The following is a 15,581-nucleotide window of genomic DNA, read 5'->3' as shown; positions in this document are numbered from 1 at the left end:
ACCGAGTAATTCGTTACCCGGTGGCCAGGGGTGGCAGGCAGGCCTGCCACCCTGTTTTGTTTTATTAGTTTCAAAGTTACAGGCCAGTAGTTCAATTGGTAGAGCACCGGTCTCCAAAACCGGCTGTTGGGGGTTCGAGTCCCTCCTGGCCTGCCAATTTTCCCAAGGCTTTGCCTGGGTGGTAGGGTGCATCGTCCGATGAGCGAGAAAACAGAAGCAGGTTCCGGCTCCGCTGCCCTTGAGGCGGTGAAGTGGTTGCTGGTAGTTGGTCTGGTGGCTGCTGCCGTTATCGGCAATAGCTATTTCTCCGATCAGCCTACTCTTTATCGGGTTGTTGGTGTCGCTGTTGTGGCACTGGTGGCCATTTTTGTTGCTCTGCAGACTGAGCAGGGAAAAGCGTTCAATCAACTGCGCAAGGACTCCATGGTCGAGTTGCGCAAGATTGTCTGGCCGACCCGTCAGGAAACCCTGCAGACCACCCTGATCGTTCTGGTCTTTGTTGTGCTCGTGGCCTTGTTGCTGTTCGTGCTTGACTGGATTCTGGGTGGTCTTATGTCCTGGGTGATTGGTTAAGGGGTTAACATGGCAAAGCGCTGGTATGTGGTACATGCCTACTCAGGTTTCGAAAAGCACGTAAAACGCGCCCTCGAAGAGCGCGTTAAACTGCGTTCTATGGAAGAGCTGTTTGGCGACATCCTGGTTCCCACTGAAGAAGTGGTTGAGATCAAGGGTGGCCAGAAGCGCAAGTCCGAGCGCAAGTTTTTCCCCGGTTATGTGCTGGTGGAAATGGAGATGTGCGACGACTCCTGGCACTTGGTAAAAGAAACCCCGAAGGTGATGGGGTTTATCGGTGAAGATCCGAAAAATCCGGGCCGTGTTTCTCCGATTACCAAGAAAGAAGCTGATGCCATCCTGCAACGTATGGATGACGCAGTGGAAAAGCCGAAGCCGAAGACGCTGTTCGAGGCTGGCGAAGTGGTCCGTGTCAACGACGGCCCGTTTGCAGATTTCAATGGTGTGATCGAAGAAGTGAATTACGAAAAGAGCCGTCTGCAGGTGGCGGTAATGATCTTCGGTCGGTCTACGCCAGTAGAGCTGGAGTTTGGTCAGGTCGAAAAAACCTGATAGCCAAACCGGCAAGTGAATTTGGGAGCCCTGGTCGCCGAATGGTGGCCGGGGCGTTTTGACAACCTGAGGGGAGCCCGCTTGATGCGAGGCGTTTGCACCCAAGGAGTCTAGAAAATGGCGAAGAAAGTACAAGCCTACATCAAGCTGCAGGTTGCAGCGGGTCAGGCTAACCCGTCACCGCCGGTGGGTCCCGCTCTGGGTCAGCACGGTGTAAACATCATGGAGTTCTGTAAAGCGTTCAACGCACAGACCCAACAGCTGGATGCTGGTGCGCCAGTGCCGGTTGTGATCACCGTTTACAACGACCGCTCTTTCACCTTCACCATGAAGACGCCGCCTGCGTCTTACCTGCTGAAGAAAGCGGCGAAAATCAAGAGCGGCTCAGGTGAGCCGAACACCAAGAAAGTGGGCAAGGTAACCCGTGCTCAGCTGGAAGAGATCGCCAAGGCGAAAGAGCCTGATCTGACCGCTGCTGATCTGGATGCCGCTGTGCGCACTATCGCGGGTTCTGCCCGTTCCATGGGCCTGGATGTGGAGGGTTAACCAATGGCTAAACTGTCCAAGCGCCTGCGCGCCATCCGTGAAAAAGTTGAAGCTGGCAAGCTGTATCAGGTTGAAGAAGCTGTAGCGCTGCTGACCGAACTGTCTGGTGTGAAGTTCAAAGAGTCTGTAGACGTGGCGGTTAACCTGGGTGTTGACCCGCGTAAATCTGATCAGAACGTGCGTGGCGCTTCCGTGCTGCCTCACGGTACTGGTAAAACCGTTCGTGTTGCTGTTTTTGCTCAGGGCGCCAAGGCCGAAGAAGCAAAAGAAGCCGGTGCGGACGTGGTGGGTTTTGATGATCTGGCCGAGCAGGTTCAGGGTGGCGAAATCAACTTCGACGTGGTGATTGCTTCCCCGGACGCCATGCGCGTTGTCGGTAAGCTCGGCACTATCCTGGGCCCCCGTGGTCTGATGCCGAACCCGAAGGTTGGCACCGTAACTCCTGATGTTGCCCAGGCCGTGAAAAACGCCAAGGGTGGTCAGGTGCGTTACCGTACCGACAAAGGTGGCATTATCCACTGCACCGTGGGTCAGGTAGGTTTCGACAACACCGCCATCAAGGAAAACGTAGAAGCGCTGCTGGCTGACCTGAAGAAAGCCAAGCCGTCTTCTGCCAAGGGTACCTACTTCAAGAAAGTCACCCTGTCCACCACCATGGGTCCGGGTCTGTCCATCGATCCCGCATCCCTGGCGATGTAAAGCATTCGGCGCATGGCGAAAGCTGTGCGCCAACAAGGACTTTGATTTCGGCAGCGTGCTGCCGGAGCGTCAAAGACCACAGGCGCCTTGGCGGGTTCTCCCGGATAAGGCTTAAACCATCAGCCTGCGTAGACGCGGTGTGGTTCAGGTTTCACTGTAACCCCCGCGTATGAGTTCGCTAGCGAATTCATAAATGGGTGGCCGGTTTCGACCGGTTGTATTCATCGAGGAGGTTACACAGTGGCTCTGAGACTAGAAGACAAGAAAGAGATTGTCGCCGCGGTAAATAAAGCCGCACTGGGTGCATTCTCCGCTGTGGTCGCCGACTATCGTGGCTTGAACGTGGCTCAGTTGACCGAGCTTCGTTCCAAGGCACGTCAGCAGAACGTTTACCTGCGTGTTATTCGTAATACGCTGGCTCGTCGTGCCTTTGAGGGTACCGATCTTGAGCTGCTGAACGAGTCGCTGATTGGTCCGACCATCATTGCTATGTCGCTGTCCGAGGAAGACATGGGCGCTGCTGCCCGTCTGTTCAAGGACTTCGCCAAGGACAATGACCAGCTGGAGCTTAAGACCGGTCTATACGAAGGCAAGCTCTATTCTGGCGCAGAAATCGACGTACTGGCAAAACTGCCGAACCGCGAACAGGCTCTGACCAGCCTGGTGTCTGTACTGCAGGCTCCGGTTTCCAAGTTTGGCCGTTTGCTGACTGCGCTTAAAGAACAGAACGAAGGTGAAGCAGCCTGATCGGCTTCTGAACCGCACATCATCAAGATTTGGAGAAGTTAAAATGGCAATGTCCAAAGAAGATATCCTGAATGCAGTTGCTGAACTGTCTGTACTGGAACTGGTCGAGCTGATCGAAGCGTTTGAAGAGAAATTCAACGTTTCTGCTGCTGCCGTCGCTGTTGCTGCTGCGCCTGGCGCTGCTGGTGGCGACGCCGCTGAAGAGAAGACCGATTTCGACGTTATCCTGACCGGCTTCGGCGACAAGAAAGTTGGCGTGATCAAGGCTGTCCGTGAAGTGACCGGCCTGGGTCTGAAAGAAGCCAAAGAGCTGGTAGAAGGCGCTCCTGCTCCTGTTAAGGAAGGCGCTGGCAAAGACGAAGCCGAAGAGATCAAGAAAAAGATCGAAGAGGCTGGCGGTACTGCCGAGCTCAAGTAAGCGCATTAGCGCTATGTCTTTCCGTCTTGAGTCGGAAAGGCGCCGGCTGGCAGCTTTTTGGCTGCCAGCCTTTTGTCGTTTCTGTATGAGGGGTTTCATACAGAAATATCACCGGGTGGTGATAGATCAACAGCTGAGGAACGCAGATGGCATACTCATTTACTGAGAAAAAGCGGATCCGCAAAGATTTCGGCAAGTTGCCGAAGGTAATGGAAGTTCCCTACCTTCTCGCAATTCAGCTCGATTCCTACCGCAAATTCCTGCAGCAGGACAAAAGCGCAGAAGAGCGTCTGGATAGCGGTCTGGAAGCGGCTTTCCGGTCAGTATTCCCGATTGCCAGTTATTCAGGTAATGCAGCGTTGGAGTATGCCGGCTACGAGTTCGGCAAACCCGTGTTTGATGTGAAAGAGTGCATCATTCGTGGAACGACCTATGCGGCGCCGCTGCGCGTGCGCATTCGTCTCGTGATTTACGACCGTGAGTCGTCCGGGGCGATCAAGGATATTCGTGAACAACAGGTCTACATGGGTGAGATTCCCCTGATGACCGAAAACGGTACCTTTGTGATTAATGGTACCGAGCGTGTAATCGTGTCCCAGCTGCACCGTTCTCCCGGTGTCTTCTTCGATCACGACAAGGGCAAGACTCACTCCTCCGGCAAGCTGCTGTATTCCGCCCGGGTGATTCCTTATCGTGGTTCCTGGCTGGACTTCGAATTCGATCCCAAGGACCTGGTCTTTGTCCGGATCGACCGTCGCCGCAAACTGCCGGCGACCATTCTGCTGCGTGCATTGGGTTACACCTCCGACGAAGTGCTGGAGATGTTCTTCGACACCAATGAAATCGTGGCAGAAGACGGCCTGTACCGCATGAAGCTGGTGCCGGAGCGTCTGCGTGGTGAAACCGCCACGTTTGATATTCTCGCCGATGGCGAGGTGGTGGTTGAGCGTGGCCGTCGTATTACTGCCCGTCATATCCGCCAGTTGGAGAAAGCCGGTCTTGAGTACCTGGAGATTCCTGCTGAGTATCTGCAGGGCAAGTATCTGGCCAAGTCCATTATCGACCAGGAAACCGGTGAGATCCTGGTGGAGTGTAATACCGAGCTGACAGCCGAAACCCTGGAAAAGCTGCAGAACGGCGGTGTTACCGAGTTTGAAACCCTGTACACCAATGATCTGGACAACGGTCCGTTCATGGCTGACACCCTGCGTGCCGACCCGACCCGCACTCCGCTGGAGGCCCTGGTCGAGATCTATCGCATGATGCGTCCGGGCGAGCCGCCGACCAAGGAAGCGGCAGAGAACCTGTTCAAGAACCTGTTCTTTACCGACGAGCGTTACGACCTGTCTGGCGTGGGCCGCATGAAGTTCAACCGTCGTCTTGGTCGTGAAGACGAGACCGGTCCGGGCATCCTGTTTGATGGCCGCTACTTCAGCTCCCGCAACGACGAAGAAGGCAAACAGTACTTCGAGCAGATGGGTGAAGACTCCTCTGACATCATCGATGTACTGAAGACCCTGGTCGACATCCGTAACGGTAACGGCGTGGTCGATGATATCGATCACTTGGGTAACCGTCGTGTGCGCTCCGTGGGTGAGATGGCCGAGAACCAGTTCCGTGTCGGTCTGGTACGTGTTGAGCGTGCGGTCAAAGAGCGTCTGAGTCTGGCTGAATCCGAAGGCCTGATGCCGCAGGATCTGATCAACTCCAAGCCGGTGGCGGCGGCGGTGAAAGAGTTCTTCGGCTCTTCCCAGCTGTCCCAGTTCATGGATCAGAACAACCCGCTGTCCGAGATCACGCACAAGCGTCGTGTTTCCGCGTTGGGCCCGGGTGGTCTGACCCGTGAGCGTGCCGGCTTTGAGGTGCGTGACGTTCACCCGACTCACTACGGTCGCGTGTGTCCGATCGAGACCCCTGAAGGTCCGAACATCGGTCTGATCAACTCGCTGGCGACCTATGCCCGCGCCAATGAGTATGGCTTCCTGGAGTCGCCGTACTTGAAGGTGGTGGATGGCAAGGTCACCGAAGAAATCGAATACCTGTCTGCGATTGAAGAAGCCGAGTGCGTGATCGCCCAGGTCGACGCGAAGATGACTGCCGACGGCGGCTTCGAAGAAGACTTCGTTACCGTGCGTCACCGTTACGAATTTACCGTGATGGAGCGTGACACCATTACCCATATGGATGTCTCCCCCCGTCAGGTGGTGTCGGTGGCCGCGTCGCTGATCCCGTTCCTTGAGCACGATGATGCTAACCGTGCGTTGATGGGTTCCAACATGCAGCGTCAGGCTGTACCGACCCTGCGTGCCGACAAGCCGCTGGTGGGTACCGGTTTTGAGCGTCACGTGGCCCGTGACTCTGGCGTGTGTGTGGTCGCGACCCGTGGCGGTATCGTCGACAAGGTGGATGCGTCGCGCATCATCGTGAAAGTGAACGATGACGAAGTGAACGAAGGTGAAGCAGGTGTAGATATCTACAACCTGACCAAATACACCCGTTCCAACCAGAATACCTGCATCAACCAGCGTCCGCTGGTGAAAGTGGGTGACCGGGTTGCTGCTCGCGACATCATGGCTGACGGCCCGTCCGTTGACATGGGTGAACTGGCCCTGGGTCAGAACATGCGTGTGGCGTTCATGCCCTGGAATGGTTACAACTTCGAGGATTCCATCCTCATCTCCGAGAAAGTGGTGAAGGAAGACCGTTTCACTTCCATCCACATTCAGGAGCTCACCGCGATCGCCCGTGACACCAAGCTGGGTCCGGAAGAGATCACCGCGGATATCCCCAACGTGGGCGAGGCGGCACTGTCCAAACTGGACGAGTCCGGCATTGTTTACATTGGTGCGGAAGTGGAAGCCGGCGACATTCTGGTAGGTAAGGTAACGCCTAAGGGCGAAACCCAGCTGACTCCGGAAGAGAAGCTGTTGCGCGCCATCTTCGGTGAGAAAGCCTCTGACGTGAAAGACACCTCTCTGCGTGTCTCCTCCGGCGTCAAAGGTACGGTTATTGACGTGCAGGTGTTCACCCGCGATGGCGTAGAGAAAGACGAGCGCGCCAAGCAGATCGAGCAGGATGCGCTGGAACAGTTCCGCAAGGATCTGAAAGACGAATACCGGATCCTCGAGCAGGATATTCTGGAGCGTCTGCGCACTGTGCTGGTGGGCAAGAAAGTTAACGGTGGTGCTGGCTTCAAGCGCGGTACTGAGCTGACTGGCGATATGCTGGACGGCCTGGATGCCGAGAAGTGGTTTGAGCTGCGCCCGGCGGATGAAGACGTTGCCGAGCAGCTTGAGCGTGCCCAGCAGTACCTGGAGCAGCACAAGAAAGAACAGGATGAGCGTTACAAGGACAAGCAGGCCAAGATCTCCGGTGGAGATGATCTGGCTCACGGTGTCCTCAAGGTGGTCAAGGTTTACCTGGCTATCAAGCGTCGCATCCAGCCCGGTGACAAGATGGCCGGCCGTCACGGTAACAAGGGTGTGATCTCCGTGATCATGCCGGAAGAAGATATGCCGTACGACGAGAACGGTGTGCCGGTCGATGTGGTGCTGAACCCGCTGGGTGTACCGTCCCGTATGAACGTGGGGCAGATCCTGGAAACCCACCTGGGTTGGGCCGCGAAAGGTCTTGGTGAGCGTATCGGCGAAATGCTGGCGGCGCAGAAGAAGATCGCGGACATCCGCGGTTTCCTCGACAAGATCTACAACAAGGCTGGCGCGGGCGGTTCTCCGGAAGATCTGGATAGCTTCAGCGACGAGGAAATCCTCGAGCTGGCCCAGAACCTGGTAGGCGGCGTGCCCATGGCGACTGCGGTATTTGACGGCGCCAAGGAGTTCGAGATCAAGGAGCTCCTGGAGCTGGCAGGCCACGACAAGTCGGGTCAGGTGCAGCTGTGGGATGGCCGTACCGGCGAGCAGTTCGACCGCAAGGTGACCGTTGGCTACATGTACATGCTCAAGTTGAACCACCTGGTGGACGACAAGATGCATGCACGTTCCACTGGCTCCTACAGCCTGGTTACCCAGCAGCCGCTGGGTGGTAAGGCGCAGTTCGGTGGTCAGCGTTTCGGTGAGATGGAGGTATGGGCACTGGAAGCATACGGTGCTGCCTACACCCTGCAGGAAATGCTCACCGTGAAGTCTGATGATGTAAACGGCCGTACCCGCGTTTACAAGAACATCGTCGACGGCGATCACCGAATGGATCCGGGTATGCCGGAATCCTTCAACGTGTTGCTGAAGGAAATCCGTTCTCTCGGTATCAATATCGAGCTGGAAAACGACTAAGGCAGTGGGCTCCGCACGATGAGTGCGGGGCCACTGTGTACCCGGGTTTAGGAAAGAATCTCGAGCGAAAGCTCACTACGGAGGACTGGCCTTGAAAGACTTGCTGAATCTGCTCAAAAGTCAGGGACAAGTCACGGAGTTTGACAAGATCCGCATCGCGCTCGCGCCGCCGGATCTGATCCGCTCCTGGTCTTTTGGCGAAGTGAAAAAGCCGGAGACCATTAACTACCGGACGTTCAAGCCTGAGCGTGACGGTTTGTTTTGTGCGCGTATCTTTGGTCCGATCAAGGACTACGAGTGCCTGTGCGGTAAGTACAAGCGCTTGAAGCATCGTGGTGTTATCTGTGAGAAGTGTGGCGTTGAAGTTACCCTTTCCAAGGTGCGCCGTGAGCGTATGGGCCACATCGAACTGGCGAGCCCCACTGCGCACATCTGGTTCCTGAAGTCACTGCCGTCCCGTATCGGCCTGATGCTGGATATGACCCTGCGTGATATCGAGCGTGTGCTGTACTTCGAATCTTTCGTCGTGACCGAGCCGGGCATGACCACTCTGGATCGTGGCCAGCTGCTGACCGACGAAGAATACTTCGACGCCCTGGAAGAGTTCGGTGACGAATTCGAAGCCAAGATGGGTGCCGAGGCTGTTCAGCAGCTCCTGATGGAGCTGGACCTGGACGAAGAGATCAAGATCCTTCGTGAGGAAGTGGAATCCACCAACTCCGACACCAAGCTGAAGAAGCTGTCCAAGCGACTGAAGCTGATGGAAGCGTTCCGTGATTCCGGCAACGCTCCCGAGTGGATGATCCTGACGGTCCTGCCGGTTCTTCCGCCGGATCTGCGTCCGTTGGTACCGCTGGATGGTGGCCGTTTCGCCACGTCTGATCTGAACGATCTGTATCGCCGTGTGATCAACCGGAACAACCGTCTCAAGCGTCTGCTGGACCTGAGTGCGCCGGACATCATCGTGCGTAACGAAAAGCGTATGCTGCAGGAATCTGTCGATGCGCTGCTGGATAACGGTCGTCGTGGCCGTGCCATCACCGGTTCCAACAAGCGTCCGCTGAAATCCCTTGCCGACATGATCAAGGGTAAGCAGGGTCGTTTCCGTCAGAACCTGCTGGGTAAGCGTGTTGATTACTCCGGCCGTTCCGTGATCGTGGTAGGTCCGACCCTCAAGCTGCACGAGTGTGGTCTGCCCAAGAAAATGGCGCTGGAGCTGTTCAAGCCGTTCATCTTCGCCAAGTTGGAAGCCCGTGGTCTGGCGACCACCATCAAGGCAGCCAAGAAGATGGTCGAGCGTGAAACCGCTGAGGTGTGGGATATCCTCGCCGAGGTGATTCGCGAACACCCGGTGATGCTGAACCGTGCACCGACCCTTCACCGTCTGGGTATCCAGGCGTTTGAGCCGGTGCTGATTGAAGGTAAGGCAATCCAGCTGCACCCGCTGGTGTGTGCGGCCTTCAACGCTGACTTCGATGGTGACCAGATGGCGGTGCACGTACCGCTGACCCTGGAAGCCCAGCTCGAAGCCCGTGCGCTGATGATGTCCACCAACAACATCCTGTCTCCGGCCAATGGTGAGCCCATCATCGGTCCGACCCAGGACGTGGTACTGGGTCTGTACTACATCAGCCGCGATCGCGTTAACGCCCGGGGTGAAGGCCAGGTATTTGCCGACACCAAGGAAGTGATGCGTGCCCTGGCCAACAAGCAGGTGCACCTGCACGCCCGCGTTAAAGTGCGTGTTCATGAAGTGGTGAAAGACCAGCAAGGTAACGTGGAAGAGCGTACCTTCATCGCCGATACCACCCCCGGCCGTTGTAAGCTGTGGGATATCGTACCGGCCGGTCTGGGCTTCGAAATGGTCAACCAGAACATGACCAAGAAGGCCATCAGCAAGCTGCTGAACACCTGCTACCGTATTCTGGGTACCAAAGAGACCTGTATCTTTGCTGACCAGCTGATGTACCTGGGCTTCCGCGAAGCCACCCTGTCCGGTTCCTCCATTGGTGTGGAAGACATGGTGATTCCGGATGCCAAGTACACCATGATCGACGCCGCCGAAGAGGAAGTGCGCGAGATCGAGGAGCAGTTTGCTTCCGGTCTGGTGACCCGCGGTGAGCGGTACAACAAGGTCGTGGATATCTGGGCGCGTACCAATGACCAGATCGCCAAGGCAATGATGGAAAACCTCCGTGTCGAAGTGGTCAAGAACCGCGAAGGCAAGGACGAAGAGCAGGGCTCTTTCAACTCCATCTTCATGATGGCCGATTCCGGGGCGCGGGGTTCTGCGGCCCAGATTCGTCAGCTGGCCGGTATGCGTGGTCTGATGGCCAAGCCGGATGGCTCCATCATCGAGACCCCGATTACCAGTAACTTCCGTGAAGGTCTGAACGTACTGCAGTACTTCATCTCTACTCACGGTGCCCGTAAAGGTCTGGCGGATACCGCTCTGAAGACGGCGAACTCCGGTTACCTGACCCGTCGACTGGTCGACGTGGCCCAGGATCTGGTCGTCAACCAGATCGATTGTGGGACCGAAGAAGGCCTGCTGATGACGCCGCTGATTGAAGGTGGTGACGTAGTAGAGCCGCTGCGTGAGCGTGTACTCGGTCGTGTGGTTGCCCGTGACGTGATGAACCCACTCAACCAGGACGAAGTGGCAGTGGAAGCTGGCACCCTGCTGGATGAGGTATGGGTTGAGCAGCTGGAATCCATGGGTGTGGACGAAGTGCTGGTGCGCTCGCCAATCACCTGTGCCACCCGCTGGGGTGTCTGTGCGACTTGTTACGGTCGTGATCTGGCCCGTGGCCACCAGGTCAACGTGGGTGAGGCTGTCGGTGTTATCGCTGCCCAGTCCATCGGTGAGCCGGGTACCCAGCTGACCATGCGTACCTTCCACATTGGTGGTGCGGCGAGCCGGGCGTCTGCGGTATCCAGCATCCAGATCAAGCATGGCGGCAAGGTGCGTTTCCACAACGCCAAACATGTAAGCCACAAAGATGGTCTGGTGATCGTTTCCCGTTCTGCCGATCTGGCCGTGGCGGACGAGTTGGGCCGTGAGCGTGAGCGTTACAAGCTGCCTTACGGTGCTGTCGTGACCGTGAAAGAAGGTGAGGAAGTGGATGGCGGTCAGGTGGTGGCCACCTGGGATCCCCATACCCACCCGATCATCGCGGAAGTGCAAGGTAAGGTGCAGTTCGGAGATATGGAAGAAGGTATCTCCGTAAACTACCAGACTGACGAACTGACCGGCCTGACCAGCATTGAAGTGCTGAGCAGCCAAGACCGCCCGTCTGCGGGTAAGGACCTGCGTCCGGTCGTGCGTGTTGTCGACAGTAAAGGCAAGGCTGTGTTCATGCCGAACACGGAAATGCCGGCTCAATACTTCCTGCCGGGCAGCGCCCTGTGTGGCCTGAAGGATGGTGCCGACATCTCCGTGGGTGACGTGATTGCGCGGATTCCGCAGGAATCTTCCAAGACCCGGGATATCACCGGTGGTCTGCCCCGCGTTGCCGACCTGTTCGAAGCACGGAACCCGAAAGAAGCGGCTATCCTGGCGGAGAAAACCGGTACGGTGTCCTTCGGTAAAGAGACCAAAGGCAAGGTACGTCTGGTAATCACCCCGGATACCGGAGAGGATGCCTACGAAGAACTGATTCCCAAGTGGCGTCAGCTCAACGTGTTCGAAGGTGAGCGTGTAGAGAAAGGTGAAGTGGTGTCTGATGGCCCGCTGAACCCGCACGATATCCTTCGCCTCAAAGGTGAAGCCGAGCTGGCCCGTTACATCGTTAACGAAGTGCAGGAGGTTTACCGCCTGCAGGGTGTGAAGATCAATGACAAGCACATTGAAACCATCATCCGCCAGATGCTGCGCAAGGTAGAGATCTTGGAAGTGGGCGAGTCCTCCTTCATCAAGGGCGAGCAGGCAGAATACGCTCGCGTGACCGAAGAGATCGAGCGCCTCAAGGCCGAAGACAAGATGCTGCCCCAGTTCGAGCGTCAGCTGCTGGGTATTACCAAGGCATCTCTGGCCACCGAGTCGTTCATTTCCGCGGCCTCCTTCCAGGAGACCACCCGGGTACTGACCGAAGCGGCGGTAACCGGCAAGGAAGACGACCTGCGCGGTCTGAAAGAAAACGTGGTAGTGGGTCGTCTGATCCCGGCCGGTACCGGCTATGCCTACCACATGGATCGCCGCCGCCAGCGCGAAGATGCGCGCGGGCCGGAAGCGCCAACCATGGACGAGGTGGAAGCCGCCCTGTCCGAGGCTCTCAGCTCCTCCGACGAGTAAGCTGGCGAGTCCAGGGCCTCCGGAAGCGGAGGCCTGCAGAATTCCCCTTTTTCGGGAGGGGACAGGGACACCCTGGTAGCCTTGACGGGATGCCGGGGTGTCCCTACAATCGCTGCCCCCATATTTTATGGGCGGTAAATGGGTGATATTGGCCGTCAACTGACGGTTTTTGTCACAGAACTGTAAGCGTGAGGCAGTAGTTTCATGGCAACTGTAAACCAGCTGGTGCGCAAGCCGCGCAAAAGCAAGGTAGAAAAGAGCGACTCCGTAGCCCTGCAGGGCTGCCCCCAGCGTCGCGGCGTTTGCACTCGGGTGTACACCACTACCCCGAAGAAGCCGAACTCCGCACTGCGTAAAGTGTGTCGTGTGCGTCTGACCAATGGTTATGAAGTATCTTCCTACATCGGTGGTGAAGGTCATAACCTGCAGGAGCACTCCGTAGTTCTGATCCGTGGCGGTCGTGTAAAAGACCTTCCCGGTGTGCGCTACCACACTGTTCGTGGAACCCTGGATACGGCAGGTGTGCAGGATCGCAAACAGCGTCGTTCCAAGTATGGCGCCAAGCGTCCCAAGAAGTAATTGAGCTACCTTTTCTGAATGCCGTAGCTCAATGAGCTGCGGAGGGATGAGTAAGGGCCGGACACCGTTCCGGAATTACCTGAAGCTTTCCCCGCCCAAAGCGGGAACGTTAGAGGAACACATCCGATGCCAAGACGTCGCGTTGTTGCCAAACGTGAGATCCTTCCGGATCCGAAGTTTGGAAGCCAGTTGCTGGCCAAGTTCATGAACCATGTAATGGTCAGCGGTAAGAAGTCTGTGTCCGAGCGTATCGTTTACGGTGCACTGGACATCATCGAAGAGCGCAAGGGCGGTGACTCCCTGGAGCTGTTCGAAAAGGCCCTGGACAATATCCGTCCGGCCGTGGAGGTAAAAAGCCGCCGTGTGGGTGGTGCTACCTACCAGGTTCCTGTTGAAGTTCGCCCGAGCCGTCGTACCGCGCTGGCCATGCGCTGGTTGGTAGACGCTGCCCGTAAGCGTGGCGAGAAGAGCATGCCGGCCCGCCTGGCTGGTGAAGTGCTGGATGCCGCCGAAGGTAAAGGTGCAGCGATGAAGAAGCGTGAAGACGTGCATCGTATGGCCGAAGCCAACAAGGCGTTCTCCCACTTCCGCTTCTAAGGCAGAAGGCATTCGAGTCAAACCGGCCTGCGTTCAGGCCGGTTTTTGTATATGAACCAGTGAATCGAGGTATGCAGCGTGGCACGTAAGACTCCTCTCAATCGCTATCGCAACATCGGTATCTGTGCGCACGTAGATGCGGGCAAGACCACCACTACCGAGCGAATTCTTTTCTACACCGGTGTTTCCCACAAGATCGGTGAAGTACATGACGGCGCCGCCACCATGGACTGGATGGAGCAGGAACAGGAGCGTGGTATTACCATCACCTCTGCTGCTACCACCACCTTCTGGCAGGGTATGGACCAGCAGTACGAACAGCACCGTGTAAACATCATTGATACCCCCGGACACGTGGACTTTACCATTGAGGTAGAGCGTTCCCTGCGTGTACTGGATGGTGCTGTGGTGGTGTTCTGTGGTTCTTCCGGTGTTGAGCCCCAGTCTGAGACCGTATGGCGTCAGGCCAACAAATACGAAGTACCGCGTATCGTATTCGTGAACAAGATGGACCGTGCCGGTGCCAACTTCGATCGCGTTTGCGAGCAGATTCGCAACCGTCTGGGCGCCAAGGTTGTACCTATCCAGTACAACATCGGTGCAGAAGATGACTTCAAGGGCGTTGTCGACCTGATCCGGATGAAGGCGATCTTCTGGAACGAAGAAGACATGGGCATGACCTATGAAGAGCGCGACATCCCGGACGACATCAAGGACCGTTGTGACGAACTGCGTGAGCAGATGGTAGAAGCTGCCGCAGAAGGTTCTGAAGAGCTGATGGAGAAATACCTGGAAGAAGGGGATCTCTCCAATGACGACATCAAGGCGGGTCTGCGTCAGCAGGTACTGGCTAACGAAATCGTTCTGGCTCTGAATGGTTCTGCGTTCAAGAACAAGGGCGTACAGGCTCTGCTGGATGCCGTTATCGAGTTCCTGCCCGCGCCTGACGAAGTGAAGGCGATCCAGGGTGTTCTGGAAGATGGCGAGACCGTTGAGTCCCGTGAATCTTCTGACGACGCGCCGTTCTCTGCGCTGGCGTTCAAGATTGCCACCGACCCGTTCGTGGGCTCTCTGACCTTTATCCGCGTTTACTCCGGTGTTCTGAATTCTGGCGACAGCGTGATGAACTCTGTGCGTGAGAAGAAAGAGCGTGTGGGTCGTCTGCTGCAGATGCATGCGAACTCCCGTGAAGAGATCAAGGAAGTGCGCGCTGGTGACATCGCCGCTTGCGTAGGTCTGAAGGACATCACCACCGGTGACACCCTGTGTGACCTGAATAGCGTCATCGTTCTGGAGCGTATGGAATTCCCGGATCCGGTAATTTCCGTTGCCGTTGAGCCGAAGTCCAAAGCGGACCAGGAAAAGATGGGTCTGGCACTGGGTCGTCTGGCTCAGGAAGATCCCTCTTTCCGTGTGAAGACCGACGAAGAATCCGGTCAGACCATCATCTCTGGTATGGGTGAGCTGCACCTGGACATCATCGTTGACCGCATGAAGCGCGAGTTCAAGGTTGAGTGTAACGTTGGTGCGCCGCAGGTGGCTTACCGCGAGACCTTCACCAAGCCGTCCGACGTGGAAGGCAAGTTCGTGAAGCAGTCTGGTGGTCGTGGTCAGTATGGTCACGTTAAGGTGCGTTTCGAGCCCATCGATCGTGATGAAGAGTTCCAGTTTGCCGAAGAAATTCACGGTGGTACCGTTCCGAAGGAATACTTCGGTGCTGTACAGAAAGGTATCGATGAGCAGCTGAAAGCCGGTGTTCTGGCGGGCTACCCGATCCTGGGCGTGAAAGCGACTCTGTACGATGGTTCCTACCACGAGGTGGATTCCAACGAGAACGCCTTCCGTATGGCGGGTGCCCTGGCGGTGAAAAATGCTGCCCAGGTTGGCGGTGCGGTACTGCTCGAGCCGATCATGAAGGTGGAAGCGGTAACCCCGGAAGACTACATGGGTGACGTGATGGGCGACCTGAACCGTCGTCGCGGTATGGTACAGGGCATGGAAGACACCATGGCCGGTAAAGTGATCCGCGCTGAGGTTCCGCTCTCTGAAATGTTCGGTTACGCTACCGATCTGCGTTCCATGTCTCAGGGCCGCGCCAGCTACTCCATGGAATTCCTGAAGTACGCTGAAGCACCGAAGAACATCGCTGAAGAAGTGATCAGCGGCAAGAAATCTTAAATTTACGGTTAATTGTTAAGGGTATAGAACCGTGGCAAAGGAAAAGTTTGAACGTAATAAACCGCACGTAAACGTAGGCACCATCGGTCACGTTGACCATGGTAAAACC

Annotated in this window: 11 protein-coding genes, 1 tRNA gene and 1 pseudogene; all 13 read left to right on the top strand. The window is 56.5% G+C overall.

Annotation, left to right across the window (positions count from 1 at the left end):
* The first annotated feature begins 80 nt into the window (after positions 1 to 80).
* Positions 81 to 156: transfer RNA gene (locus Q672_RS30425), tRNA-Trp, on the top strand.
* Between the two features lie 42 nt (positions 157 to 198).
* Entirely contained in the window at positions 199 to 573 is a 375-nt protein-coding gene (gene secE, locus Q672_RS30420) for a preprotein translocase subunit SecE (RefSeq protein WP_022986307.1), read from the top strand.
* A 9-nt stretch (positions 574 to 582) separates the two neighbouring features.
* Entirely contained in the window at positions 583 to 1,125 is a 543-nt protein-coding gene (nusG, locus tag Q672_RS30415; protein WP_022986306.1) for a transcription termination/antitermination protein NusG, read from the top strand.
* A 117-nt stretch (positions 1,126 to 1,242) separates the two neighbouring features.
* Positions 1,243 to 1,671, top strand: a complete 429-nt coding sequence (gene rplK, locus Q672_RS30410) for a 50S ribosomal protein L11 (protein WP_022986305.1) — start codon at positions 1,243 to 1,245, stop codon at positions 1,669 to 1,671.
* A gap of 3 nt (positions 1,672 to 1,674) precedes the next feature.
* Entirely contained in the window at positions 1,675 to 2,370 is a 696-nt protein-coding gene (gene rplA / locus Q672_RS30405) for a 50S ribosomal protein L1 (protein WP_022986304.1), read from the top strand.
* A 240-nt stretch (positions 2,371 to 2,610) separates the two neighbouring features.
* Positions 2,611 to 3,117, top strand: a complete 507-nt coding sequence (gene rplJ / locus Q672_RS30400) for a 50S ribosomal protein L10 (RefSeq protein WP_022986303.1) — start codon at positions 2,611 to 2,613, stop codon at positions 3,115 to 3,117.
* 43 nt (positions 3,118 to 3,160) lie between these two features.
* Positions 3,161 to 3,535 (top strand): 50S ribosomal protein L7/L12, encoded by a 375-nt coding sequence (gene rplL, locus Q672_RS30395; RefSeq protein WP_022986302.1) that lies wholly within the window; start codon positions 3,161 to 3,163, stop codon positions 3,533 to 3,535.
* Between the two features lie 146 nt (positions 3,536 to 3,681).
* The gene (gene rpoB, locus Q672_RS30390) at positions 3,682 to 7,824 is read left to right on the top strand and encodes a DNA-directed RNA polymerase subunit beta (protein WP_022986301.1); all 4,143 of its coding nucleotides are present in this window, start codon (positions 3,682 to 3,684) and stop codon (positions 7,822 to 7,824) included.
* A 91-nt stretch (positions 7,825 to 7,915) separates the two neighbouring features.
* Positions 7,916 to 12,118 carry a DNA-directed RNA polymerase subunit beta' gene (gene rpoC, locus Q672_RS30385; protein WP_022986300.1) on the top strand — a complete coding sequence of 1,401 codons (4,203 nt, stop codon included), beginning with the start codon at positions 7,916 to 7,918 and terminating at the stop codon, positions 12,116 to 12,118.
* Between the two features lie 204 nt (positions 12,119 to 12,322).
* Positions 12,323 to 12,697: a 30S ribosomal protein S12 gene (rpsL, locus tag Q672_RS30380; protein ID WP_022986299.1), complete on the top strand. Its 375-nt coding sequence runs from the start codon at positions 12,323 to 12,325 to the stop codon at positions 12,695 to 12,697.
* A gap of 126 nt (positions 12,698 to 12,823) precedes the next feature.
* The gene (gene rpsG / locus Q672_RS30375) at positions 12,824 to 13,294 is read left to right on the top strand and encodes a 30S ribosomal protein S7 (protein ID WP_022986298.1); all 471 of its coding nucleotides are present in this window, start codon (positions 12,824 to 12,826) and stop codon (positions 13,292 to 13,294) included.
* Between the two features lie 78 nt (positions 13,295 to 13,372).
* Positions 13,373 to 15,472, top strand: coding sequence for an elongation factor G (gene fusA / locus Q672_RS30370; RefSeq protein ID WP_022986297.1), 2,100 nt, complete (start codon positions 13,373 to 13,375; stop codon positions 15,470 to 15,472).
* 31 nt (positions 15,473 to 15,503) lie between these two features.
* Positions 15,504 to 15,581 (top strand): annotated as a pseudogene (locus Q672_RS34165) (GTP-binding protein); the annotation flags it as partial.

Source organism: Alcanivorax sp. P2S70, assembly GCF_000475295.1.
Classification (GTDB): domain Bacteria; phylum Pseudomonadota; class Gammaproteobacteria; order Pseudomonadales; family Alcanivoracaceae; genus Alcanivorax; species Alcanivorax profundi.
The sequence above is the reverse complement of the archived record's forward strand: the minus strand, read 5'-3'. Positions and strand labels throughout refer to the sequence as shown.